This is a genomic window from Haloferax sp. ATB1 (assembly GCF_000730175.1).
Genome location: NZ_JPES01000111.1, coordinates 11,752 through 29,825, shown reverse-complemented (window position 1 = coordinate 29,825; position 18,074 = coordinate 11,752). Strand labels below are relative to the sequence as shown.

The following is an 18,074-nucleotide window of genomic DNA, read 5'->3' as shown; positions in this document are numbered from 1 at the left end:
GAACAGATCGACGAACGGGCACTCGGAGAAGAGCTCGATGCGCTCGCCGACCACCTTGACCGTCAACGCCGCCAGCAGACACCGGATACTGGGGGTGAAGAGAACAGCGGACAGCGTGGAGGGGTGGGATACTCGCTGGAGGACCTCACCGACCTCGAAATCCTCACCGTGGCTGACGATTTTGTCCCACCTCAAGAGTGGGCCGCCATCGAAGACGGGGCCGGTCGGGTTGCCGACACGCTGGAAATATATCTCGACTCGACCGCGCAAGAGTACCCGACGCGGACTCTCCGCCGGAGCCTACGATACTCGCGCCGGCCACCGCCTCGCCATCGGTGACCCTCGGGTCTGTAAGAGCCGGACGGTTGGTAACGAGAAACAGTACGCCCTCGTCCTCATCCTCGACCGTTCGGGGTCAATGCGAGGCGGGTCACCCGCGAAGATCGAGGTCGCGACCCAAGCGCTCACTCGATTCGCCCTCGCCGCCGAGAATCTCGGTATCCGCGTCGCGGTCATCGACTTCATCCACGGCAACGCCCGCCTCGTCAAGCCGTTCAGCATCGAGACGCGACACGTCCAGTCATCCCTTCTCGATACCTCCTGTGGCGGCGGGACGCCACTCGCTGAGGCTATCGACCTCGCGAACGACCTCATCGAAGCCCAGCGCGACGACCCGCTCATCATCAGCGTTGGCGATGATCAGACCTCGGCAGACGCCGTGAAAGATGTCATCCGCCGGGCGTACGCCCCCGTGTGTTCGCTCACCATCGCGACCGACACCGACCCCGGCACGCTCTCAGGCTCGGCTTCAGAACTCGCGACCTACTACGAGCGCCAGGAGACAGTCTATTCGCCTGAGCGTCTCAACGATAGACTCGACCAGTTCGCCAGTCTCCTCGCCGGTCTCTGAGGGTCACTCCTAGCCAATTTGTCGCCCCCGAAACGGTAGCGGGGCGTCCCTCCGACGCCCGCACCAGTCACCGAGTTATGTCCTCTCGAACACTCTATACAGCCGACGGAAACGTGCCCAGCCTCATCCTCCCGCCGGGGGCGCTCGCTCACACCGACCGAGAATACGAGTACGATGTCAACCGCGACCCGGCCAACGTCGAACCGATCGAACACCAAATCCGCCTCGACTTCATGCGCGGCGGCCCCGTCCGTCGCGACCAACTCCTCGGGAGCTACAACCCCTGGAAGTACGACCCGACCGACCCCTCCACCCTCCCCTGGCAGGGCGTCAAGCAGAAACCACTCGGCCTCGCTCACGCCGAAACCTCCTGTGCCGCTCGCATCCACGAGGAGAAGCGATTCTACGACCACGCCGACGACGACACCGTCCTCGCAGATGCCCCGGCCTTCTTAGCAGCGCGCCTCCGAATCGCTCGCGAACAACCCAACCCAGAACAGGCTCTCGAGGAAGAACGCCAGCGCCGCGAGAAATGGTATCGCGAACTCATCCCCGGGCCAAACCTCAGTCAGGTCCTCAAGGACTCGTCATACGGCTCGCTCATCGAGGCGTGTATCGGGCCCGCACCCGACGCCGATCGCCTCCTCGAACACAACGCCTTCGTCGGAATGGTCCTCGTCGACGACGACACCGACCCCGAGGCCTACGCTCGCGACCGCACCCTCGATTCAACGTACGTCCTCCGAGAATCCGCGCTCTCGCATACCCAGACCGATGACCCCGTCCGACTCGCTGACTACGGCATCGACCTCCCTGCCCCGCTCCTGGTCGGCGAATACCAAAGCGGCAGCCAGTACCCGCTTATCCCGTGGGGTGACGCCCTGACCTGCGCCTGTCCGTACAAACAGTCAGCCCCGTGGCGCGTGATGTGTAAACACGAACTGCTCGCGAGCGTCGTCTGCGGTGGTCGCGACTCAATCTTCCTCCCCGTCTCCCGGGGCATCGACGTCCCGCACCGAGCACGGCGCTTCGTCAGCCCCGAAATCGCGGTCTCACACCACTCCCGAGCGGAGGGCTATCACCGATGACGACGCTGCTCGAACGCGAACATCGGAAACTCGTCACCGACCCACTCGACGCCATCAGCCAGCAGACCGGCGATTCGCCGTATCAAGTGTTCTCGGATTGGATCGACCTCGCCCTCGCCAGTTTTAGCGGCGACGAAGACGCGTATCAAAAACCGCTCGCCCGGTATGCGAACGACGGTCGCGATGAAGACACTGTCCGAGAGCTCGCAACTCAGCATGCAAACGCCCTCGGGGGACTCGTCCTCGCGATGGAACAGACCAACGAAGACGTTCTCGGCGGCGTGTACGAACACTACGGCCTGACGAGCAGTCACTTCGCCCAGTACTTCACGCCGGGGGCGGTGAGCCGCGCGATGGCAGCGATGAACCTCCCCAATGGTGAGGACCTCCGCGACGCCACCCCCGAAGACCCGCTCGTCATCGGAGACGTCGCGGCTGTGGAAGTGGCCGACTCATCGTCGATACCGCGAACCACCTCCGCGAAATTGCTCCGGAGGCCCCCTCCGTCTTCCTGGGCTACGACAAAGACCCGATCTGCGCGAAAATGGCGGTTCTGAACTTCGTCCTCAACGACCTCACCGGGTACGTCTTGCTCGGTGATGCCCTGACACTCGAGGCTCACCGCGTCTGGTTCGTCAGCGTCGCCCAACTCGCCCGTGGCGACCACCCAGTGAAAGCCCTCGATGCCGACGGGCGTGACCGCGTGTTGGCCCGTTTCTTCGGTGTGCCACTCCACGACGGCGCGACCAAACCGTCGGTAGACGACGACGCCGTGGACGACGTTGACGACGAGGCCGACGCTGAACACGGCGAGCGCGTCACCGAACCGCCCACGGCACACACGTCGAGTATTGAATCTGACCTCGATGTCGCCCTCGACGGTGAGAACACCGCGCAGGTCGGCTTCGACGAGTTCGCGTGACACCCCGATGACCGTCTCCTGCAATCGGAAGAAGTGCGACCGAACCTGGCCTCGCGATCCCGTCCTCGAAATCCGGTGTCCCACGTGTGGAGCCGACATCGGGACGAAGTGCAAGCGCCCCTCCGGACACGGCGGGAACTTCGTCCACCCACACGCCGCTCGCGACCGGCTCGCCGTCGCTGACGGACACTACGGCGACTGCCCGCTGGGAATCTGCGCCGAGTCGCTTGCGCAAATGCCCAGCAGAGGAGCTACCCGGGGCTCAAAGAGCAGCAACACCACGCTCGAAGCCGGGTGTGAGACTGAGAGTGAGAACGAACGTGAAGACAAGACCGCAGACTCGACCAGCCAGCTCACGTTCGAGGAACTGTGACCGGCAGACAGTTCGGCTCGTCCTACGCAACGATTGGGCCGTCGGATGACTTCACTTTGTTGCGTAGGACACGCATTCCCGCCTCCGTTTGTCGCCCCCGAGTCGGTGAGGGACTCGAAACATGACCTTCGATATCGAGACGGACGCGCCCGAGCGTGTCCGCTACGAAGCCGAACAGCTCCACGAACTCGCCGTCAACCACTTCGGATACGACACGGAACACGTCCTGTTCACCGCCCACGCCGACGGCACGATCTCCGGCCGTATCGCACTCTACGTCGCCGGCGACTACCACGACTACGAACACGATGACAGAGACGACAGCGCCGACACCGATGCCAACGACGAGATAGAACAGGCCTCGATGAACGCTCGAGACGACACGTTCCACGACCAGGACCGTGACCCGGACCCACCGGGCGTCGGCGCAACCGTTCCCCGTCCGTCGGCCGACGCGACCACTGATACCGCCGAGGCCGGAGCCTGACGATGGGTGTCCTCGAGGACCACCCGGACGCCACGCACGTTCGCGTCACGTTCCAACCGCAAATTTGGCACCACGGCCGGGCCGTCACCAGCGACGACACCGAAACATATCTTGTTCCCATCGAGCACGCGCTCACTCCCGACGGTGAACTCGTCGCCGACGATACGGACGGCTCGGACAAACTCGCTCGCGTCGACGACGCCCCCGATATCGCACGGAACTGGTCAGGCCCCTTCTACGTGACTGTCGACGAACTCGTCGATGAGATCGAGGTCGAGACCGAGACCGGAAACGAGCACACACCACGGTAACTGTGCCGCCCCACGACACCCTCTGCTGGGAAGACATTGACTTCGACGATATCGACTACGACGCCCACGATGGGAACCCGAGCGGCCACGAACGAACACTGCGCTCGCTCCGTTCGCAAATCGACTCCAGCGAAGCGATTCTGAGGCGCTATCTTCGCGAACTCGGCGTCCCAACCGGGGGCGACCTCGTCCGCGTCTCAATCCCGACGCACGTACAGTATCGCGATCCGTTCGCGTTCGACCGCGCACGCCGGGCCCGCACCGCCCAATCGAATCTTCGGAGTCAACGCCGACGCTTCTGCCAAGTCTATCGCGAACATCGACGTCGCAAACACGACGCCGAAAACACCGAATCCAAGTAACAAACCCTCTGGCGCACATATACAGTACATTTACAACTCGAAATAGGGGTGTGTTACAACACGAAAAAGGGGGGTCAGGAGCTAGTTACAACTCGAAATAGGGGTGTGTGCGGTAGACTGTATCCCTCCCCAGTCGGCTTCCTACGCAACAGAGTTGATTCGCTTACACTCCAGTTGTTGCGTAGGAGTGAATCGACGCCTCGGTTTGTCTCCTCCGCGAGCGGTAGAGCGGCCCAAGCCGCCACTAGCCCATGAACGACTACGAAGCAATCCTCACGACATGCGTGGTCGGCTGCGACCTCGCAATCGCAGACGCAACGACAGAACTCCTCACCGTCATCCCCGACGCCCATATCTGGCGCGTCGACGTGTACGGCGACGTCGAGAGTGCAAAGGGCACCGAGTCCAATCCGACCACGCTCGGTATCGGCCTCACCTTCGAGACCGCGACTGACCTCGGGCTCGACAGCAACCCCGATGAACGTCTCGAAGACTGGGAAGCGCTCGAATCCATCGAATTCATCCCCGTCACGTACGGGAATGAGCCGGTCGCTCACTCAAATGCGGGTGGCTACTAATGCCGACGTACATCCTCGCCATCGACGACTTGTTCCGGGTCGACGCGCCGACGGAAGCAGCCGCCGAACGAGTCCTCCTCGAGCGGCTCGGGACAGACCCCTACGTCGCCTACGATGCCATCGTGGTCGATATCGAAGACGACGCCGACACGACCGACCCCGCGTCCACGGATCCAGACGCATGACTGACCGCTGGATCGACGTCCACTCCGTCACGTGTGCCCTTTGTGGTGAGCTTGCCGATGAGCGGGAGACGCTCTCCTGGGACGCATTCGACGAGCCCGCACCCGGAGCATCCTCCACGATGCTCGATACCGCGCACGCACTTGTTGCAACCGTCGGTAGTGGAGAAGCACACGCTTCCTGTTTCGAGTTCGCCGAACGCAACGGCGTCCTGGCCGCCCTCGAGGTACTCCGGAGTGATTCGCCATGACTCACCCAATGACGTGACCGCCCTCTCGCGAACTGAACCCCGTAACATCGTTCATAGCCTCGTCGACGACACTCTCGACGGACTCGATGAGCAGGGAACCTCACTCGGAGCCGCCGACAGCGATCAACTGTTCGAGGCCCGAGCCGACGCTATCGACGACCTCCTCCACACCGACCGCGATCCCTTCGGTGAGGACCTCGTCGCAATTGCCCACACGCTTCAGGTACTCAGCGCAGAATACGGCCTTCGGGATATCCAAGAACCTGCCCAGTTCCCCGACTGTGCCACCACGCTCGTCGAAACCTTCCGCGCCGGCATCCTTTGGCATCACCTCGAGGCCGCCGTCGCCGCTGAATTCTCCGGCGAGGCGCATGGCCGGGGGATGCACAGTACCCGAACCGATGCCCGCTGGCACCTCGGAGAGGCCATCGACGCCCTCCAAGACGCCGGCGAAGACGACACCGTCAGCGCCGTCGAAGAACTCCTCGCACACGTCCCCGCCTGACGAGACCGAGACACCAGACAACCCACTACGCCACCGATTGACCTAGTGAAGTCGCCACAACCACTACATTCAATGTGGAAATGTGGACTGCGCGAAGTTATGTTTGAACTATGCCTAACATAGGTGTGAATATCCCCTCCACGTACCCGACACTCAGCTTGGAATCTGAGGTGTCTCTCGACTCATTTGATATGATTACGATCATGGATGGCCCGGGTGTGAAGGGGCTCGAGAGGTACTTTCTCGGGTACTTCAACGAAGACCTCCGTGACGCTGACGGAACCTTTCTAGCACGCCCCGTCGGGCATCATGAACTCCCCCATCCGATGACGCTCCCAGAAATCGAGGAGTGGGCGCTCAAATACCTCAGCGTTCCTGAGGAGGCCCTCTCAGAATGTGAAGAACGAGAGCTCCGCGCCAACCGAAGCGAGCGGGCAGACCAATCCGGCCAAGAGAACACCGAGGACAGCACCGGAGCGATCTAACCAGTATTTGCCTGCCAGGACCGACGCCGTGCCTCAGCATCAATAAATCAAAAGAATTCCCTTCCATGACTGACCCGACCACCACCAGCAACGAACCACCGACCGACCACACCAGGACGCCAGCGACCGCATCGACAAGCGATGTAGATACAGCTCCGGCTGGAGATCACCAGCGACCTCGAACGCTGAGAAGGAACTTGACCCGCCGAAGCGCCCTCGCCGGGGTTGGCCTCCTCGCAGCAAGCAGTCTTTCCGGCTGTCTCGGACTCCTCGGCGCAGAACCCGTCGCCGCAAACCAACCGAGGACCACCCCCGGAACCGCAACTCCCACGCCAAGCACTGGCCCGGGGGCGGGAGGCAGTGACGGAGACGATTACCACGACCCCGGTGGACCATCGACACCCGACGCCGACCAGACGTCGACGCCCGAGGCACCGACGTCGCTTGTCGGCCCCCGCGTCCTTCCCGCCGATGTCGAACCAGAAGAGGGACGCGGTGGCTCCGAGCAGTGGCAAAGGCCCGACTACCGCGCCTGGGTGGGGCCCTAACCGCCGCGAATCACGGCCTCCAAGACGTCACCATCACGAATACCCCCCACGACAACCGGAAAAACAGTCCGCTACTCGCGCGCCTCAATCTTGACTACCTCGACGAGCCCGTCATCGAATCCAACGGGACGTTCACTATCACGGGTGCGCTACACTACACCCACGCCTGCGGCTACTACGGCATCAACTATCTCGATGTGGTCGACGGCGAAGCATCATCGCCCTCGCGTACACCATCGACGAGGCCACCTGTACGCCTGAACACCCCGGACGTCTCGGCGCACGATACGGGCCCATCACCATCACCGGGAAACTCGATCCGAGCATGGACGCCGACCACCTCATCGTTACCTTCCTCAGCGGCGTCCACGCCTACAAACTCGAAGAATCAGGCGGCGACTGGGGCGGTCCGTGGCGTTCCGTCGCAAACTGGCACTTCCACATATAGCCGACCACGCCTCGAGGGGCGCGGTTACCCCTCGCACCCTGTTTGTGTCCCCCGTCGAAAGCGAGGGGTCAGTCACCGACGGCACTCCCCTCCCGTTCTGTCTCGCCCCGGTGAGACGACCACCACCCACGAACTCGACCGATACCATGAGCTCCGATACAGCCAGTGCCTGCCCGAAGAACCGCTCGTTCACCGTCCATCACCAATCCGTCTTCGTCATCGGCGCCGACGCTGACAGCGACGGTGATACCGACTACACGGTCGATACGAAGACCAAGACCGTCGACGAACACGGACTGCTCGCGTTCGACGATGAACCGTTCGAGACCACACTCTTCCATCACGGCGTCGACGTCGATACCCGCCAGCGAACCTCGCGAATCGAGACCGGCGGGAGCGACGAGTTTATCGACGACCGGCCGCTCTCGGCCATCCGCTCGAGACGAGCCACCACCGACCCCCTCGAGGCCGCCCCCGGTCAGCAGGGGACGCTGTTCGCCGATACCGCACTCGACCAGCGAACTCTCAACGGTGAGCAAGCCAACGCCCGCTTCCTGTTCGAGGTCCGGCAGCGCCGACAACACGGACACGGGGACTCCCCGGACGACGAAGCCTGACCGCCAATCTGGATTAAGTACGACAGCGGTGTATAGAGGGTGAGATACACCCTCCTATGACCACCGACGACCGCGACTACTACAGCCCCGAGGATTTCGGCGACACCTACTACGAGAACGAACACTACGGGCCCGGAACTCCCGATGCCGACTCGGACCCGAATTACACCGAGATTGAATGTAGCGAGTGCGACCGGCCCATAACCGCAGGCGACGACCTCTGTGCAGACTGCGAACGCGAACTCGCGGAAGCCAACGCCCACCCCGACGCCTACGCGCCCGTTTTCGACGAGATTGCCGTCGGCTACGAACCCACCGTCGACGACATTGCGTTCGCCGTCGTCCCCGCCTGCTCGCGCTATGAGGCCATCATCAAGGCCACTCACGCGTTCCACGACCGCGAGACCCCCGATCTCCCGACCGGATTCGACGGCCGGACGTTCATCCTCATCCACGAAGCCCCAGAGTCCGACATCCGACCGTTCACCGTCGGATGGGGCGCGCTCCCCGATGCCCTGCCTGTGGCCAGCGAAGACGGCCTTCGCCTGTTGAATAAAGCGCGGAGACGGACGGACTGGCTCGACGACCCACTCGAGGACCGCCCAGCCGCACCGTGGTTCTATCTCTACGACGAAGCTGGCGCACCAGTCACTACGGCCAGCGACTTTGTCGACCTCCTCGATGGGTATCACGTCCCCGACAGTCCAGAGGAGTACACGCCACCCGAATACGGGAGCACAAAACCAGAACTCTGGATTGTGCCCGGCTTAGCCTACACGATCACGCCAATAGTGGCGTCCTGAAGCCGTCTGCGAATCCACGTTGCCCGTCTCCGGCCGCGAAGTCACCGCCTGTTTGTGGCTCCCCGTAGCCGGTGGAGGACAACCACGAGATGACACACAGCGACAGCATCGGAAATATGAACACAAACGAACACGAACGTGGCTTCCTCGCCTGCCCCGAGTGCGGCGGGGAGCGCTTCTCCTGGATCATCCACCAGGTCCAATTCGGCGGTGTGCATCGCTTCGAGAACGGCCACGTGGACGTCGAGGCCAGCAAAGACGGCCCCGTCACGGGGTCAGACATCGGCGAGAACGGCGTCTTCTGCGTCGAGTGTGGCGAAGACCGCACCTACGACGACCTTGTGCTTGCGGACCACGTCGCCACCACGGGGGAGCGATGATGCCTGAGTGTCTCGACTGCGGGCAGTCAGTCGCATTCAACCACGAAGTCGAAGGAACCGAAACCCGAATCTACGACGGGGAAGGCTACTTGGACAGCGTAGAGCACCAACAACTTGAGACGCGAGCTTGCTGGTGTGACGAGTGTGGAAGCCACAACGTGGAGTTCCACTGATGACCCGCCCCAGCCACGTCTTCGACGACGAGGAACCCATTTACGCGCAACTCCATCCGGGAATGGTCTTCGTCACCAGAGGCGGGGGCCACATCGTCCGCGTCATCCGCGTCGATGAAGCCGCCGACGAAATCAGACTCACCGACCAGTCAACGGGTGACCACGAGATACGCTCCGGCGACGAAATGTGGGCCTTCTGGGACCACGAAGCGTTCGCCGTCCCGCCAGCGGTCCTCAACAACCCCGAACGAGTCGTCACCGAATACGCCTGGTTCCACCTCAGCCGTGATCTCGAAACGATAGGCCGTAGCCACGAACATCACGTGGCCGGGAGCGAACGCGTCTCCGACATCGAATTCGCACTCTGGGCCACCAGCGAAGCACGCCGCGACAACTGGCCGCCCGACGACGCCGCCGGACTCTTCGTCGGCTCCACTCCCGAAGATACCGAGGAGGCCCATTAATGGGAGCACACACGTTCTACACCCGTTCGAGCGGAGAAGACGCAAAAAGTGCCTTCCAGAACGCTGTCGAGGACGCGCAATACCGCCACGGACACGCCGGCTACACCGGCACGATAGCCGAGAAGACGTCGTTCACCGAGATACCCCCGGATGAAGTCGGAGATACCGACCCCGGCGAATACGCCAGCCAGCTCATCCGTGACCAGGACCCGCGTATCGACAGCAAATGGGGACCCGCCGGGTGTATCCACCTCGGCGACAATACGTACCTCTTCTTCGGCTGGGCGAGCGCCTGACGCCCCCGGCCCGCGAACAACACACCTCACCACCCGACCTGGAACTGTGCATCTCCCTCACCCCCGAGTCCAGAGTGATACGACCGCTTCGCCCCGGCGATATCGTCGCCTTTCCCTACCTCGATGCCGTCGGTCGCTACGTCGGCGACGACGCCACTCCGATTATCGAGTGGTACGTCCCACCAGGAGGCCCACTCTGTCTTGGGCATCCCTCTGCTCTCACCACTGCCGACGTCGGCGAGATTGACACGATGGTCGACTCCGGTGAAGTCGTCATCGTCGCGACCGGCTTCGACTCCTTGGCTTCCTATCACGCCCATCGGACCTATCGCGATTGCGACCCCCGACTCGCCGCGCCCGGCGGAGCACCCACTACCATCCACCTCGAACTCCGCGCCGAACGTGGACGCGGGGCTCGCGAACGGGTCAACGGCTTCCTCAAACATCCGACCGTCCAATACCAGCACGACCCCGTCACCAAGCCGTTCCGAGTCGCGCTCACCGCAGTCTACGAGGGGCGAGACGTTGCGATGGCCGTCCTCGGCCGTCCCAGTGGACGACACAACGCCGATGGACAGACCCTCGAACTGTACCGCTTTGCCGCCCATCCCGACCGGCCCGCGAACACCGGGTCGTGGCTCCTCTCGCGGTGTTGCCGGTGGGCCACGCTCGAAGGCTACGACCGGCTCCTCACCTACGCGGGCGTCCAAAACGATAACGAGGGGACGATATACCGAGCCGCCGGATTCACTCACCTCAATACCACCACCGCAGACCTGCGCGAGTGGCACTCTCGAAGCGGGCGCGTCGGTGGAGGAACCTACCGGAGACGTCGCTACAGATGTTGCCTCTCCAAACACTCACTCGAAGCCCGGCGGCCCGCCGGTCGTGTCGACGCCGAACAATCCCACCTTACCGACCGGGGCACAGCACACGGTGGGGGGGATACCTCACTGCAGGATATCCCACAGGGCGACCTGATCCAAACCCGAGAAGACACGTTCGGCCGTCGAGGAGGCAGTCTCTCACTGGACGCGCAGGTGCTCTTCGAGAAATATAGCCTCGGCGTGGACGAGACCATTGGGGACACCACCCCTGCCCCACTCGTCGCCTGCTTTGGGTATCGAACCCCCGAGGACGCCCTGGTAGCCGCGCTCGCCGTCCGTGATCACTCCGGAGATCCGAACCCTCGCAACAACTCGGCGGCCGTCACGCTGGCATCTGTGGCCGTACAAACGTCGCTGCTCGCCTACCCCGTGAACACACTGCGTGCGCTCATCGCCGACGCTGTCGAGTGGGCATCCCTCCACGGATACGCCACCGTCGAAACCCGCCTCGAGAATCCCATCGCAATCAACGCCTTCAACGGCCTCACCACGCCCGTCGAGGCCGGGGCAGACTCGGCCAAGCCAATCGAAATCGCGTCACCGACAACGTCTTCGTCGGCGTGACCACCAGGAGCACGTTTGTTCGCGGCGGCGCCGTGCGCCGCTACCCGATCACCACCTTCTCACCGCAGATTCGAGATATGGCACACGCCCAACCACAGCACACGAGCCCCGACTCGTCGATACACGTCCAAGATATCGAGACTGCTCGACGTGCTGAGTACGTCGCCTTCCTCTCGCGACATCCCTTCGCGACCGACGCCCATGAACTCGGCTTCGTCACCGGCATCCGCGAGGACTGTCGCCTCCAGACCGACCACCTCCGCAACGTCGACATCCCACTCGGGATGCTCGACAACGACTTCAAAAACCCCGACCTCGAGCGGTATCTCGAAACCTTCCGGACCCACGAACCCGAAATCGGCGTCATCGGCGACGCACCAACGCCCGACGCCGCTCATCGCTACGTCGACGCCGCCCGCGAGCTCAAAGCCGACTTCCCAGACGCGACGCTCATCGTCGTCCCGAAGTGCTACGAAGCAATCGCCATCATCGGGGAGGCCGAGGTCCCAGGAACCCCGCTCGTCCTCGGCTACTCGATGGGCTACTCGGATATCCTCGCGAACGAGTTCTCCGATTACGCTGACTGGCGGGGCCAGCGTGTGCATCTCCTCGGCGCAAGTCCACCCAAGCAGTGGAACGTCATCCAGCAACTCACCCAGCCGACGCTCGCCGGCGATCCGCCAGCCGATATCGTCGGCCTCGACTGGAACGGCCCGCACAAAGTCGCCTACAACGGCGAGTCCTGGTCGCGAGACGGGTGGCAACGCGCCGACCAACTCTCCATTCGCAGCACCGTCCGTCGAAGCCTCCGTGAGATGCGAACCTACTGGGAGGCACGCGGCGTGTGGCCCATTACTCTCCGTGACCGTCACGGCCCCGCTGTCAGAGAGCCTGACGATGCCGTTTGGGCGGCCACAGGCGGAGATATCGGCGAACCCGACCCACTCTCTGGCCCGGATGAATGGGAGACATGCGTCGACTTCGACGATGACGAAACCTATCCTATCGAGCACGCCATCGTCGTCACCTACGAGGACGGCCGAACGCTCGCGTATCGCTCTCAGACCGAGCGCGACTACGTTGAGTATTACGAGGGGCTGTGGGATAGCGTCACCGAGGAGTGAGTGTGACTGACCTTGTCCGACCGGCAATAATCGTGATTGGAATTCGCCTGTGGTTAGTATTTCCACCCGAATCTCGTTTTTGCTCAGAGAGCGAAATCCCGCCGAAGCCTTAGGTTCGAGAACGCTAGAAATACGAATGGAAGGAAAACTGTCACACGCTCCTTCCACCCCTTTCCATGCCCGACGACACGCAGCTACTCGGTCGTTGTCCGGATTGCGGCGAGCGAATTGCTACTGCATGGCGGCTCATTGACTATGAGAAGGCTGACGGTACCGAAGGCACGTGGGCCGAGTGTCCTGCGTGTGGCGAGGTCGTCGCGCCGGAGTAGGGCAACAGCAGAATCAAGTGTATTCCCTCGCGTAACTTGTCTGAGAGTCCACTAATGGAGATTTCCGATCAACTTCGCTGTCTGTTCTCTAATGGAGATTTCCGATCAACTTCGCTGTCTGTTCTCTGCCTCTGCTGAAGAGCGAGACGGTTCGTATGTCGTTGAGGTACCTGAGCAAGAGGTTCGGCTCGACAACATTCAGGCGGGCGAGACGTATCGTGTGGCTGTTCTCCCATCACCGGTGACCGATGAAGCCAACGAGACGCAGGCAGAATCGCACCACGAGCAAACGCCACAGACCCCGCCTGTTGAGGAAGGTGAGCTGCGCACCGTCGAAATCCAAGACATTGGCGAACAGGGCGACGGTATCACCCGGGTCGAGCGAGGCTTCGTCGTCATTGTTCCCGAGACTGAACAGGGTGAACGAGTCACCATCGAAATCACTGACGTGCGAGAAAACGTCGCCTTCGCGGATGTTGTCGAGCGGGTCAGTTTCTACGACTGATACCCTCCACCTCGTTCTTCCGTAATCCGCGACAGACGTTCGCGTGTGCTCTCTCCTGTCGCTACTTGGGGTTTGTACGGGCTGCAGTAACGACGAGTGACAGCTCGCCGAAGTGCTTCGTTCGACACAGATGGTCTATGAGTCAGATACGTCATCTCCAGTCCTGCGTGAGATATACGCAACTAATCCCAGTATCCCGAAGAACCCGTAGACAGCCCCACGGAGATGTGGTGATGAGCGCCCTCGCTTTTTACTATCCTGATATACGTAGTACCCGACCGTTGGCCAGAAAATCAGCAGATAGAGCCCGATACGGAGGAGAGCACCGTTGTATGCGGTGAGGATATCCATACTGGCCAATCCTGTTATTTGGCGATAAGGTTGTGGGTGCGAGACCCGCGATGTGTATTCAGCACGACTTCTGCGACATCATCTGCCTCTGATAGACCTCACCGCGGCAACTACGCTTGGGAAATGAGACGAAATCTGAACGTATAGCACATCATGCCCTGGTGCTGAATTCACCTCCCGGCGACAGCTAACTCGCACCTGTTTGTCGGGCCCCGCGCAGTGGAGGCCATCCCCAAATGGAACCCAACACAGACGACCAGATCGAAGGACAGCGAATCGTCGCCATCCGGAAGATGAGCGATACAGAACTCGAACGCGAAGGCTGGACTGCCCGACGCGGGGACTCGCCGCCGGTCATCGAACTCGAATCCGGGGCCATCCTCTATCCGTCGATGGACCCCGAAGGAAACGGCCCCGGCGCACTGTTCGGTATCGGCGCTGGCGATGAAGCGTTCTTCATCTCGCCCTGACCCGACTCTCAAATCCAATCCCAATTCCACTTCCAGCTCCCTATGCACATGCTCATCCGCGTCGTCTCGCAGGCCCACTGCGCCGAGGACGCAACCGGAATCGCTCGTGGCCTCTTCGATGGCTACGACGCCCCACTGTATCCCACATTCGACTACGGCAGGCTCATGATCGACGGTGGTCGATGGAGCGACTCGCTCCCCCAAGTACTCCGAGACGTCGGCTCCGTCCCCGCAGACAGCGACACCGGGAACGGACTCATCGAGGAGGCGTGGCACTCGACGATGAAGGAACTCTCACGAAAACTCGCCGTCATCCGCGCCGGCTTCGAGCAACTCTCCGATGAAGAAATCCTCGAAGCGCGAGCGTTGAAGCCAGTGTCGAACCCTGGAATCCACTCGGGCTCGCAGCCGACGAAGACGACTACATCGACACGTACACCGGCGACATCCGGTACGCGATGTACGGCGTCGGGGAATACAGCGGCCCGATGTACTACCTCTACGACGAGTACGGAACGGCCATTCGTACCCCCTCGGAATACCGCGATCTCCTCGAAACCATCGCGACCGGCGACACCGACGACGACCAAGAGTGGTACGTCACGCCCGTCGACGTCCACTACTGACTTCTACGAATCCGGCGGGTAAGCAAGGCCGCGACCTCGGGGGAATGGCTCAGGATTTACCGATCAGTACACCCGGGAGAGGGGGGATGGCGCCTACTCGCCACTCGCTTTCCCCGCGTACTTTGAGGTCACCGTTCCCTTGCTATTTCTGAAGACGCAATAGCGATACGGGCCGTGTGGACACTGCTTGCAGCCAGGGCCACAGTCGAGTTTCCGTATCTCGACCGTCCCGTACCGCCGCAACTCCTCATCCGAGAGCGCAATCCGCTCTGACTTCGACATCTCCTCGAACTCCTTCTGTCGACGCCGGCGCTCCGGAGCAGGCTGGTCCTTCTGTGGCAGTGTATCAACCGTCTCACCGCCCCGACCCTCACCAGTCCCGTCTGCCTCCTCGCTCTCGTCCGCCCCCCCAACAGAGACGGGTCGCGACTTGTGGGCGATCAACTCCTCGGCGTACTCGATCACGCGCTCGAGCTTCGGGATGCTCTGGGATTGAAGCGGGTCCACGACCCAGTTCGCCAACTCATCCGGGGGCTCAGGCAAATCGTCGTCGGTGCTGTCGGGCGAGTCCGAGGCCATTTTCCTACGCAACACTCAACGTAGGGAGTCAGTATAGTTGTTGCGTAGGAATCGAACTCGCGCCCCATTTGTCGCCCCCAGGATCGGTGAGGGACTTGCCCGATGGATACCGAAACCACCACCGCCAGCCGAACCACGGCCGACCACCAGCCGACACTGCCAACCCCGACTCCGGACGTGGACTCCGTCGACGCCAGCATCGCCCGCGCCCGCCGTGTGCAACACCTCAGTGCCCTCGTCAGGGCACGCCTCGACGAGACAGACCGCCACACAGACGACCCGGACGCCCTCGCGAAGGCCGTCGTCGAAGCCCTCTATCGAGCACACCCACACATCCGCCTCGAGGACGCCCTCGACCTCGCACGTATCGTCGAACGCCCACCCGAAGCCGACTCGACCAAACGCGCAATCGAACACGTCGTCGAGGATGCCTGCTCGCACCTCAATGCGTGGGGACGCTTCGGCCCAGAGAACGCGACCAGCCCCAGCGAACATGAACGAGCACGGGGGTGACCCGATGAGCCACGACGCCGCCGTCCTCGAACAACTCCCGCCGGAGAAACTCCTCGATACATCGAACTATCGCGTCATCACCCCCGCAATCACGATGATGGGAGAAGTCGAAACCGTCGAACAGTACCTCGAGTACGAACGAGCGCACCGAAATCGAGGAGGCATCATCCGCCGGCTCACCGAGCGCCGCGACGCCATCTACGAAGAGCGCGGGGAGACGCTACCAGTCGATGTAGAGATCCCGACCGAAAACCCGGACGAACCCCCGGTTCAGATTCACATCGAGTCCAACGACCAGACGCAGACGAGAACGGAGTCGGAATCGCGTGCGTCGGGCATATCACCGTCGCCATCGGCAGATGTCCTCGTACTCGTCCACGAACACGGGCCAACAGGTGTCGCCGGGTCGCCCGAACCACCAGCCTGGGACGAGCTCTAGTCGCGAACTACGTCCGCCGAATTGCCCGCCATCCGTTCGCGAGCCGCCGTCGAGGCCCCCGTCTCCGTCACAGCAGCGGCCGTGTCTGTGACGTCTCCGAACAAGCGCCGAATCGGGTGTCGCAACGACGCCAACCGACCGAGATCGCCGCTGCGATAGTTCACCGCCCATGTCCGCGTGTTTCCCTTCGTGTCTCGGCGGGCGACCACGAACTTCACCGGACCGAACGGGACCTTCACCAGCGACAACCACGACTCGCACAGCGTCGTCCCTCGGAAACTCAACGACGCACCACCCACCCAGTGTGCAACCTGCTGGTCGACGTCCTCCGAAGAAAACCACGTCCGAGCATCCTCCATGAACGCCTCGAATCGCTCCGGGAACTCACTCCCGATGTGAGTGATGAGATACTCCGATTCGCCTTCCTCAGTGTCCTTCTTCCAGAACTCGAGGAAGATGTGGTTCGACGGCGAGCGCAGGACGTTCACCCACGCTCGCTCGCGGCCCTTGCCGTGGAGCGAGACCGTGTCGATTCGCTCCCAGCCCTCCGGAGACCGCCCTGCATCGTAGTAGCCGCGCAGCGGCGGGATGACCTCGAGCGCGTGGGCCCGCAGATACTCCATCGGGAACGGCACCTCCAGGCGCACTTCCTCGGCCGGTTCGGGGTCCAACAATCGTTGCACGGGGGCAGGATAGCCGTCGACTCCCTCGACGAGTGGGACCGCGTGGGGCCACGGGCGCTTGACGCGGTGTTCGGCGAACGTCATGTCGTGACCCTCGAAATCGGACTGGTACGCCCAGAACACCGAGTACCCCGCGTTCAGATACTCCCCGGTGATCGGCCGATCTCTTTCTCGTCGTGCTTGTGCTGAATCTCGACGATGAGTCCCTTCCCAAAGGGGTACAGCTCGGTGGAGAACGTCGCGACGACATCCGCAATTCGATTCGTCCCGGGGATTTGCCGCTCGTGATCCACAGACGCTGTCTCGAATACCTCGCGGAGTTTCATCGCCGCGATGGTCTTGAGTTTGGCGTGGAGATTCGACTCGCCCGGACACTCCGAGCCTCGCGGATGGACGAAATGCTTCGAGACAAAGCGCCCCCGGTTGTAGTGTGATCGGCGAACGCCGAGTGACTCTTCGCAAAGTGGGCACAGAATCGTGTCATCATCTCCGACGTCCAGGGGGAGAACCCGGTCGCCGTTCGGACACATCGCGAGGTATGGCATGGTGGAGGTTTTCGGAGGGTGGCGGCGAGCTCGTGTCGCTCAGATGCTCTACGCGACGAGGCGACAAAAAGGGATTTGCGCCCTCATGCTTTCTCCCCCACAAAACCGTCGCTCAGATGCTCTACGCGACGAGGCGACAAAAAGGGATTTGCGCCCTCATGCTTTCTCCCCCACAAAACCGCGTATTCACGGAGAGACGCGCTGGGGGATGGTCAGACTACGGCACTTACCGGGGCATCTGCAACGGAGTGGCTTCCCACGGCACCACCCGTGAGA

Annotated in this window: 35 protein-coding genes; 29 read left to right on the top strand and 6 right to left on the bottom strand. The window is 62.2% G+C overall.

The window, feature by feature from the left end:
- Nucleotides 1-270, bottom strand: a 270-nt coding sequence (locus tag ATB1_RS22175) for a hypothetical protein (protein WP_157837775.1), incomplete at its 3' end; no start/stop codon positions are given.
- On the opposite strand from ATB1_RS22175, the gene ATB1_RS22170 reads away from it, so the two are divergent.
- The 21 genes from ATB1_RS22170 (at nucleotide 182) to ATB1_RS18290 (ending at nucleotide 10,183) form a co-directional block, all read left to right on the top strand.
- Complete coding sequence (locus ATB1_RS22170; RefSeq protein WP_277813246.1) at nucleotides 182-910, top strand: VWA domain-containing protein; 729 nt, start codon at nucleotides 182-184, stop codon at nucleotides 908-910. The genes ATB1_RS22175 and ATB1_RS22170 overlap by 89 nt on opposite strands.
- A gap of 113 nt (nucleotides 911-1,023) precedes the next feature.
- Nucleotides 1,024-1,998 (top strand): hypothetical protein, encoded by a 975-nt coding sequence (locus tag ATB1_RS18370; protein WP_128081522.1) that lies wholly within the window; start codon nucleotides 1,024-1,026, stop codon nucleotides 1,996-1,998.
- The gene (locus ATB1_RS18365; RefSeq protein ID WP_042666279.1) at nucleotides 1,995-2,555 is read left to right on the top strand and encodes a hypothetical protein; all 561 of its coding nucleotides are present in this window, start codon (nucleotides 1,995-1,997) and stop codon (nucleotides 2,553-2,555) included. The genes ATB1_RS18370 and ATB1_RS18365 overlap by 4 nt, the downstream gene beginning before the upstream one ends.
- Nucleotides 2,543-2,920, top strand: coding sequence for a hypothetical protein (locus ATB1_RS18360; protein WP_042666277.1), 378 nt, complete (start codon nucleotides 2,543-2,545; stop codon nucleotides 2,918-2,920). The genes ATB1_RS18365 and ATB1_RS18360 overlap by 13 nt, the downstream gene beginning before the upstream one ends.
- Nucleotides 2,921-2,927: 7 nt before the next feature.
- Nucleotides 2,928-3,293, top strand: coding sequence for a hypothetical protein (locus ATB1_RS18355; RefSeq protein ID WP_042666275.1), 366 nt, complete (start codon nucleotides 2,928-2,930; stop codon nucleotides 3,291-3,293).
- A gap of 121 nt (nucleotides 3,294-3,414) precedes the next feature.
- Entirely contained in the window at nucleotides 3,415-3,780 is a 366-nt protein-coding gene (locus ATB1_RS18350; protein ID WP_042666273.1) for a hypothetical protein, read from the top strand.
- A gap of 2 nt (nucleotides 3,781-3,782) precedes the next feature.
- Nucleotides 3,783-4,091 (top strand): hypothetical protein, encoded by a 309-nt coding sequence (locus ATB1_RS18345; RefSeq protein WP_052368162.1) that lies wholly within the window; start codon nucleotides 3,783-3,785, stop codon nucleotides 4,089-4,091.
- Between the two features lie 2 nt (nucleotides 4,092-4,093).
- Nucleotides 4,094-4,453 carry a hypothetical protein gene (locus ATB1_RS18340; RefSeq protein WP_042666271.1) on the top strand — a complete coding sequence of 120 codons (360 nt, stop codon included), beginning with the start codon at nucleotides 4,094-4,096 and terminating at the stop codon, nucleotides 4,451-4,453.
- A gap of 251 nt (nucleotides 4,454-4,704) precedes the next feature.
- Entirely contained in the window at nucleotides 4,705-5,031 is a 327-nt protein-coding gene (locus ATB1_RS18335; RefSeq protein ID WP_042666270.1) for a hypothetical protein, read from the top strand.
- Complete coding sequence (locus tag ATB1_RS18330) at nucleotides 5,031-5,216, top strand: hypothetical protein (RefSeq protein ID WP_042666269.1); 186 nt, start codon at nucleotides 5,031-5,033, stop codon at nucleotides 5,214-5,216. Before ATB1_RS18335 ends, ATB1_RS18330 begins: the two co-directional genes overlap by 1 nt.
- Nucleotides 5,213-5,464 carry a hypothetical protein gene (locus ATB1_RS18325; protein ID WP_042666267.1) on the top strand — a complete coding sequence of 84 codons (252 nt, stop codon included), beginning with the start codon at nucleotides 5,213-5,215 and terminating at the stop codon, nucleotides 5,462-5,464. Before ATB1_RS18330 ends, ATB1_RS18325 begins: the two co-directional genes overlap by 4 nt.
- Nucleotides 5,451-5,969: a hypothetical protein gene (locus ATB1_RS18320; protein WP_128081521.1), complete on the top strand. Its 519-nt coding sequence runs from the start codon at nucleotides 5,451-5,453 to the stop codon at nucleotides 5,967-5,969. The genes ATB1_RS18325 and ATB1_RS18320 overlap by 14 nt, the downstream gene beginning before the upstream one ends.
- 110 nt (nucleotides 5,970-6,079) lie before the next feature.
- The gene (locus ATB1_RS18315) at nucleotides 6,080-6,454 is read left to right on the top strand and encodes a hypothetical protein (RefSeq protein ID WP_128081520.1); all 375 of its coding nucleotides are present in this window, start codon (nucleotides 6,080-6,082) and stop codon (nucleotides 6,452-6,454) included.
- Between the two features lie 197 nt (nucleotides 6,455-6,651).
- Entirely contained in the window at nucleotides 6,652-7,002 is a 351-nt protein-coding gene (locus ATB1_RS21865) for a hypothetical protein (protein ID WP_128081519.1), read from the top strand.
- Between the two features lie 325 nt (nucleotides 7,003-7,327).
- The gene (locus ATB1_RS23995) at nucleotides 7,328-7,450 is read left to right on the top strand and encodes a hypothetical protein (RefSeq protein WP_277813245.1); all 123 of its coding nucleotides are present in this window, start codon (nucleotides 7,328-7,330) and stop codon (nucleotides 7,448-7,450) included.
- A gap of 146 nt (nucleotides 7,451-7,596) precedes the next feature.
- The gene (locus tag ATB1_RS20060; RefSeq protein WP_052368159.1) at nucleotides 7,597-8,067 is read left to right on the top strand and encodes a hypothetical protein; all 471 of its coding nucleotides are present in this window, start codon (nucleotides 7,597-7,599) and stop codon (nucleotides 8,065-8,067) included.
- Between the two features lie 56 nt (nucleotides 8,068-8,123).
- Nucleotides 8,124-8,870, top strand: coding sequence for a hypothetical protein (locus ATB1_RS18305; protein WP_042666262.1), 747 nt, complete (start codon nucleotides 8,124-8,126; stop codon nucleotides 8,868-8,870).
- Between the two features lie 89 nt (nucleotides 8,871-8,959).
- Nucleotides 8,960-9,250 carry a hypothetical protein gene (locus ATB1_RS18300; protein WP_128081518.1) on the top strand — a complete coding sequence of 97 codons (291 nt, stop codon included), beginning with the start codon at nucleotides 8,960-8,962 and terminating at the stop codon, nucleotides 9,248-9,250.
- Complete coding sequence (locus tag ATB1_RS22165; protein ID WP_157837773.1) at nucleotides 9,250-9,423, top strand: hypothetical protein; 174 nt, start codon at nucleotides 9,250-9,252, stop codon at nucleotides 9,421-9,423. Before ATB1_RS18300 ends, ATB1_RS22165 begins: the two co-directional genes overlap by 1 nt.
- Entirely contained in the window at nucleotides 9,423-9,887 is a 465-nt protein-coding gene (locus ATB1_RS18295) for a hypothetical protein (RefSeq protein ID WP_042666258.1), read from the top strand. Before ATB1_RS22165 ends, ATB1_RS18295 begins: the two co-directional genes overlap by 1 nt.
- Nucleotides 9,887-10,183, top strand: a complete 297-nt coding sequence (locus ATB1_RS18290) for a hypothetical protein (RefSeq protein WP_052368158.1) — start codon at nucleotides 9,887-9,889, stop codon at nucleotides 10,181-10,183. The genes ATB1_RS18295 and ATB1_RS18290 overlap by 1 nt, the downstream gene beginning before the upstream one ends.
- A gap of 26 nt (nucleotides 10,184-10,209) precedes the next feature.
- On the opposite strand, the gene ATB1_RS21860 is transcribed toward ATB1_RS18290, so the two are convergent.
- A complete protein-coding gene (locus ATB1_RS21860) occupies nucleotides 10,210-10,392 on the bottom strand; it encodes a hypothetical protein (protein ID WP_128081517.1) in 183 nt (60 codons plus the stop codon).
- A 42-nt stretch (nucleotides 10,393-10,434) separates the two neighbouring features.
- Between ATB1_RS21860 and ATB1_RS20055 the strand changes: the two genes are divergently transcribed.
- The 5 genes from ATB1_RS20055 (at nucleotide 10,435) to ATB1_RS18270 (ending at nucleotide 14,413) form a co-directional block, all read left to right on the top strand.
- The gene (locus tag ATB1_RS20055) at nucleotides 10,435-11,634 is read left to right on the top strand and encodes an XF1762 family protein (RefSeq protein WP_128081516.1); all 1,200 of its coding nucleotides are present in this window, start codon (nucleotides 10,435-10,437) and stop codon (nucleotides 11,632-11,634) included.
- A gap of 77 nt (nucleotides 11,635-11,711) precedes the next feature.
- Nucleotides 11,712-12,758, top strand: coding sequence for a DUF6610 family protein (locus ATB1_RS18280; RefSeq protein WP_198526152.1), 1,047 nt, complete (start codon nucleotides 11,712-11,714; stop codon nucleotides 12,756-12,758).
- 176 nt (nucleotides 12,759-12,934) lie between these two features.
- The gene (locus tag ATB1_RS21855; RefSeq protein WP_128081515.1) at nucleotides 12,935-13,087 is read left to right on the top strand and encodes a phage terminase large subunit family protein; all 153 of its coding nucleotides are present in this window, start codon (nucleotides 12,935-12,937) and stop codon (nucleotides 13,085-13,087) included.
- Nucleotides 13,088-13,178: 91 nt separating this feature from the next.
- Nucleotides 13,179-13,592 (top strand): TRAM domain-containing protein, encoded by a 414-nt coding sequence (locus ATB1_RS18275; protein ID WP_042666256.1) that lies wholly within the window; start codon nucleotides 13,179-13,181, stop codon nucleotides 13,590-13,592.
- Nucleotides 13,593-14,179: 587 nt separating this feature from the next.
- Entirely contained in the window at nucleotides 14,180-14,413 is a 234-nt protein-coding gene (locus ATB1_RS18270) for a hypothetical protein (RefSeq protein WP_042666254.1), read from the top strand.
- Nucleotides 14,414-14,565: 152 nt separating this feature from the next.
- On the opposite strand, the gene ATB1_RS22680 is transcribed toward ATB1_RS18270, so the two are convergent.
- Complete coding sequence (locus ATB1_RS22680; RefSeq protein ID WP_157837772.1) at nucleotides 14,566-14,727, bottom strand: hypothetical protein; 162 nt, start codon at nucleotides 14,725-14,727, stop codon at nucleotides 14,566-14,568.
- Nucleotides 14,728-14,871: 144 nt separating this feature from the next.
- On the opposite strand from ATB1_RS22680, the gene ATB1_RS22155 reads away from it, so the two are divergent.
- A complete protein-coding gene (locus ATB1_RS22155; RefSeq protein WP_157837771.1) occupies nucleotides 14,872-15,039 on the top strand; it encodes a hypothetical protein in 168 nt (55 codons plus the stop codon).
- Nucleotides 15,040-15,132: 93 nt separating this feature from the next.
- On the opposite strand, the gene ATB1_RS18265 is transcribed toward ATB1_RS22155, so the two are convergent.
- Nucleotides 15,133-15,618 (bottom strand): hypothetical protein, encoded by a 486-nt coding sequence (locus ATB1_RS18265; protein WP_042666252.1) that lies wholly within the window; start codon nucleotides 15,616-15,618, stop codon nucleotides 15,133-15,135.
- 102 nt (nucleotides 15,619-15,720) lie between these two features.
- Here ATB1_RS18265 and ATB1_RS18260 point away from each other — a divergent pair, with 102 nt between their 5' ends.
- Nucleotides 15,721-16,131 carry a hypothetical protein gene (locus tag ATB1_RS18260; protein WP_042666250.1) on the top strand — a complete coding sequence of 137 codons (411 nt, stop codon included), beginning with the start codon at nucleotides 15,721-15,723 and terminating at the stop codon, nucleotides 16,129-16,131.
- 4 nt (nucleotides 16,132-16,135) lie between these two features.
- Complete coding sequence (locus ATB1_RS20050; protein ID WP_128081514.1) at nucleotides 16,136-16,570, top strand: hypothetical protein; 435 nt, start codon at nucleotides 16,136-16,138, stop codon at nucleotides 16,568-16,570.
- Here the strand turns inward: ATB1_RS20050 and ATB1_RS18250 are convergent.
- Nucleotides 16,567-17,337 carry a hypothetical protein gene (locus ATB1_RS18250; RefSeq protein ID WP_128081513.1) on the bottom strand — a complete coding sequence of 257 codons (771 nt, stop codon included), beginning with the start codon at nucleotides 17,335-17,337 and terminating at the stop codon, nucleotides 16,567-16,569. The two genes, ATB1_RS20050 and ATB1_RS18250, sit on opposite strands and share 4 nt — an antisense overlap.
- 53 nt (nucleotides 17,338-17,390) lie before the next feature.
- Nucleotides 17,391-17,798, bottom strand: a complete 408-nt coding sequence (locus tag ATB1_RS18245; RefSeq protein ID WP_042666246.1) for a hypothetical protein — start codon at nucleotides 17,796-17,798, stop codon at nucleotides 17,391-17,393.
- Between the last annotated feature and the right edge of the window lie 276 nt (nucleotides 17,799-18,074).

What these genes read in the sequence shown, in the direction of transcription:
- ATB1_RS18365 (WP_042666279.1), top strand. Translation starts at nt 1,995, where the DNA reads ATGACGACGCTGCTCGAACGCGAACATCGGAAACTCGTCACCGACCCA.
- ATB1_RS18360 (WP_042666277.1), top strand. Translation starts at nt 2,543, where the DNA reads ATGGCGGTTCTGAACTTCGTCCTCAACGACCTCACCGGGTACGTCTTG.
- ATB1_RS18355 (WP_042666275.1), top strand. Translation starts at nt 2,928, where the DNA reads ATGACCGTCTCCTGCAATCGGAAGAAGTGCGACCGAACCTGGCCTCGC.
- ATB1_RS18350 (WP_042666273.1), top strand. Translation starts at nt 3,415, where the DNA reads ATGACCTTCGATATCGAGACGGACGCGCCCGAGCGTGTCCGCTACGAA.
- ATB1_RS18345 (WP_052368162.1), top strand. Translation starts at nt 3,783, where the DNA reads ATGGGTGTCCTCGAGGACCACCCGGACGCCACGCACGTTCGCGTCACG.
- ATB1_RS18335 (WP_042666270.1), top strand. Translation starts at nt 4,705, where the DNA reads ATGAACGACTACGAAGCAATCCTCACGACATGCGTGGTCGGCTGCGAC.
- ATB1_RS18330 (WP_042666269.1), top strand. Translation starts at nt 5,031, where the DNA reads ATGCCGACGTACATCCTCGCCATCGACGACTTGTTCCGGGTCGACGCG.
- ATB1_RS18325 (WP_042666267.1), top strand. Translation starts at nt 5,213, where the DNA reads ATGACTGACCGCTGGATCGACGTCCACTCCGTCACGTGTGCCCTTTGT.
- ATB1_RS18315 (WP_128081520.1), top strand. Translation starts at nt 6,080, where the DNA reads ATGCCTAACATAGGTGTGAATATCCCCTCCACGTACCCGACACTCAGC.
- ATB1_RS23995 (WP_277813245.1), top strand. Translation starts at nt 7,328, where the DNA reads ATGGACGCCGACCACCTCATCGTTACCTTCCTCAGCGGCGTCCACGCC.
- ATB1_RS20060 (WP_052368159.1), top strand. Translation starts at nt 7,597, where the DNA reads ATGAGCTCCGATACAGCCAGTGCCTGCCCGAAGAACCGCTCGTTCACC.
- ATB1_RS18305 (WP_042666262.1), top strand. Translation starts at nt 8,124, where the DNA reads ATGACCACCGACGACCGCGACTACTACAGCCCCGAGGATTTCGGCGAC.
- ATB1_RS18300 (WP_128081518.1), top strand. Translation starts at nt 8,960, where the DNA reads ATGACACACAGCGACAGCATCGGAAATATGAACACAAACGAACACGAA.
- ATB1_RS22165 (WP_157837773.1), top strand. Translation starts at nt 9,250, where the DNA reads ATGCCTGAGTGTCTCGACTGCGGGCAGTCAGTCGCATTCAACCACGAA.
- ATB1_RS18295 (WP_042666258.1), top strand. Translation starts at nt 9,423, where the DNA reads ATGACCCGCCCCAGCCACGTCTTCGACGACGAGGAACCCATTTACGCG.
- ATB1_RS18290 (WP_052368158.1), top strand. Translation starts at nt 9,887, where the DNA reads ATGGGAGCACACACGTTCTACACCCGTTCGAGCGGAGAAGACGCAAAA.
- ATB1_RS21860 (WP_128081517.1), bottom strand. Translation starts at nt 10,392, where the DNA reads ATGCCCAAGACAGAGTGGGCCTCCTGGTGGGACGTACCACTCGATAAT.
- ATB1_RS20055 (WP_128081516.1), top strand. Translation starts at nt 10,435, where the DNA reads ATGGTCGACTCCGGTGAAGTCGTCATCGTCGCGACCGGCTTCGACTCC.
- ATB1_RS18280 (WP_198526152.1), top strand. Translation starts at nt 11,712, where the DNA reads ATGGCACACGCCCAACCACAGCACACGAGCCCCGACTCGTCGATACAC.
- ATB1_RS21855 (WP_128081515.1), top strand. Translation starts at nt 12,935, where the DNA reads ATGCCCGACGACACGCAGCTACTCGGTCGTTGTCCGGATTGCGGCGAG.
- ATB1_RS18275 (WP_042666256.1), top strand. Translation starts at nt 13,179, where the DNA reads ATGGAGATTTCCGATCAACTTCGCTGTCTGTTCTCTGCCTCTGCTGAA.
- ATB1_RS18270 (WP_042666254.1), top strand. Translation starts at nt 14,180, where the DNA reads ATGGAACCCAACACAGACGACCAGATCGAAGGACAGCGAATCGTCGCC.
- ATB1_RS22680 (WP_157837772.1), bottom strand. Translation starts at nt 14,727, where the DNA reads ATGACGGCGAGTTTTCGTGAGAGTTCCTTCATCGTCGAGTGCCACGCC.
- ATB1_RS22155 (WP_157837771.1), top strand. Translation starts at nt 14,872, where the DNA reads ATGTACGGCGTCGGGGAATACAGCGGCCCGATGTACTACCTCTACGAC.
- ATB1_RS18265 (WP_042666252.1), bottom strand. Translation starts at nt 15,618, where the DNA reads ATGGCCTCGGACTCGCCCGACAGCACCGACGACGATTTGCCTGAGCCC.
- ATB1_RS18260 (WP_042666250.1), top strand. Translation starts at nt 15,721, where the DNA reads ATGGATACCGAAACCACCACCGCCAGCCGAACCACGGCCGACCACCAG.
- ATB1_RS20050 (WP_128081514.1), top strand. Translation starts at nt 16,136, where the DNA reads ATGAGCCACGACGCCGCCGTCCTCGAACAACTCCCGCCGGAGAAACTC.
- ATB1_RS18250 (WP_128081513.1), bottom strand. Translation starts at nt 17,337, where the DNA reads ATGACGTTCGCCGAACACCGCGTCAAGCGCCCGTGGCCCCACGCGGTC.
- ATB1_RS18245 (WP_042666246.1), bottom strand. Translation starts at nt 17,798, where the DNA reads ATGCCATACCTCGCGATGTGTCCGAACGGCGACCGGGTTCTCCCCCTG.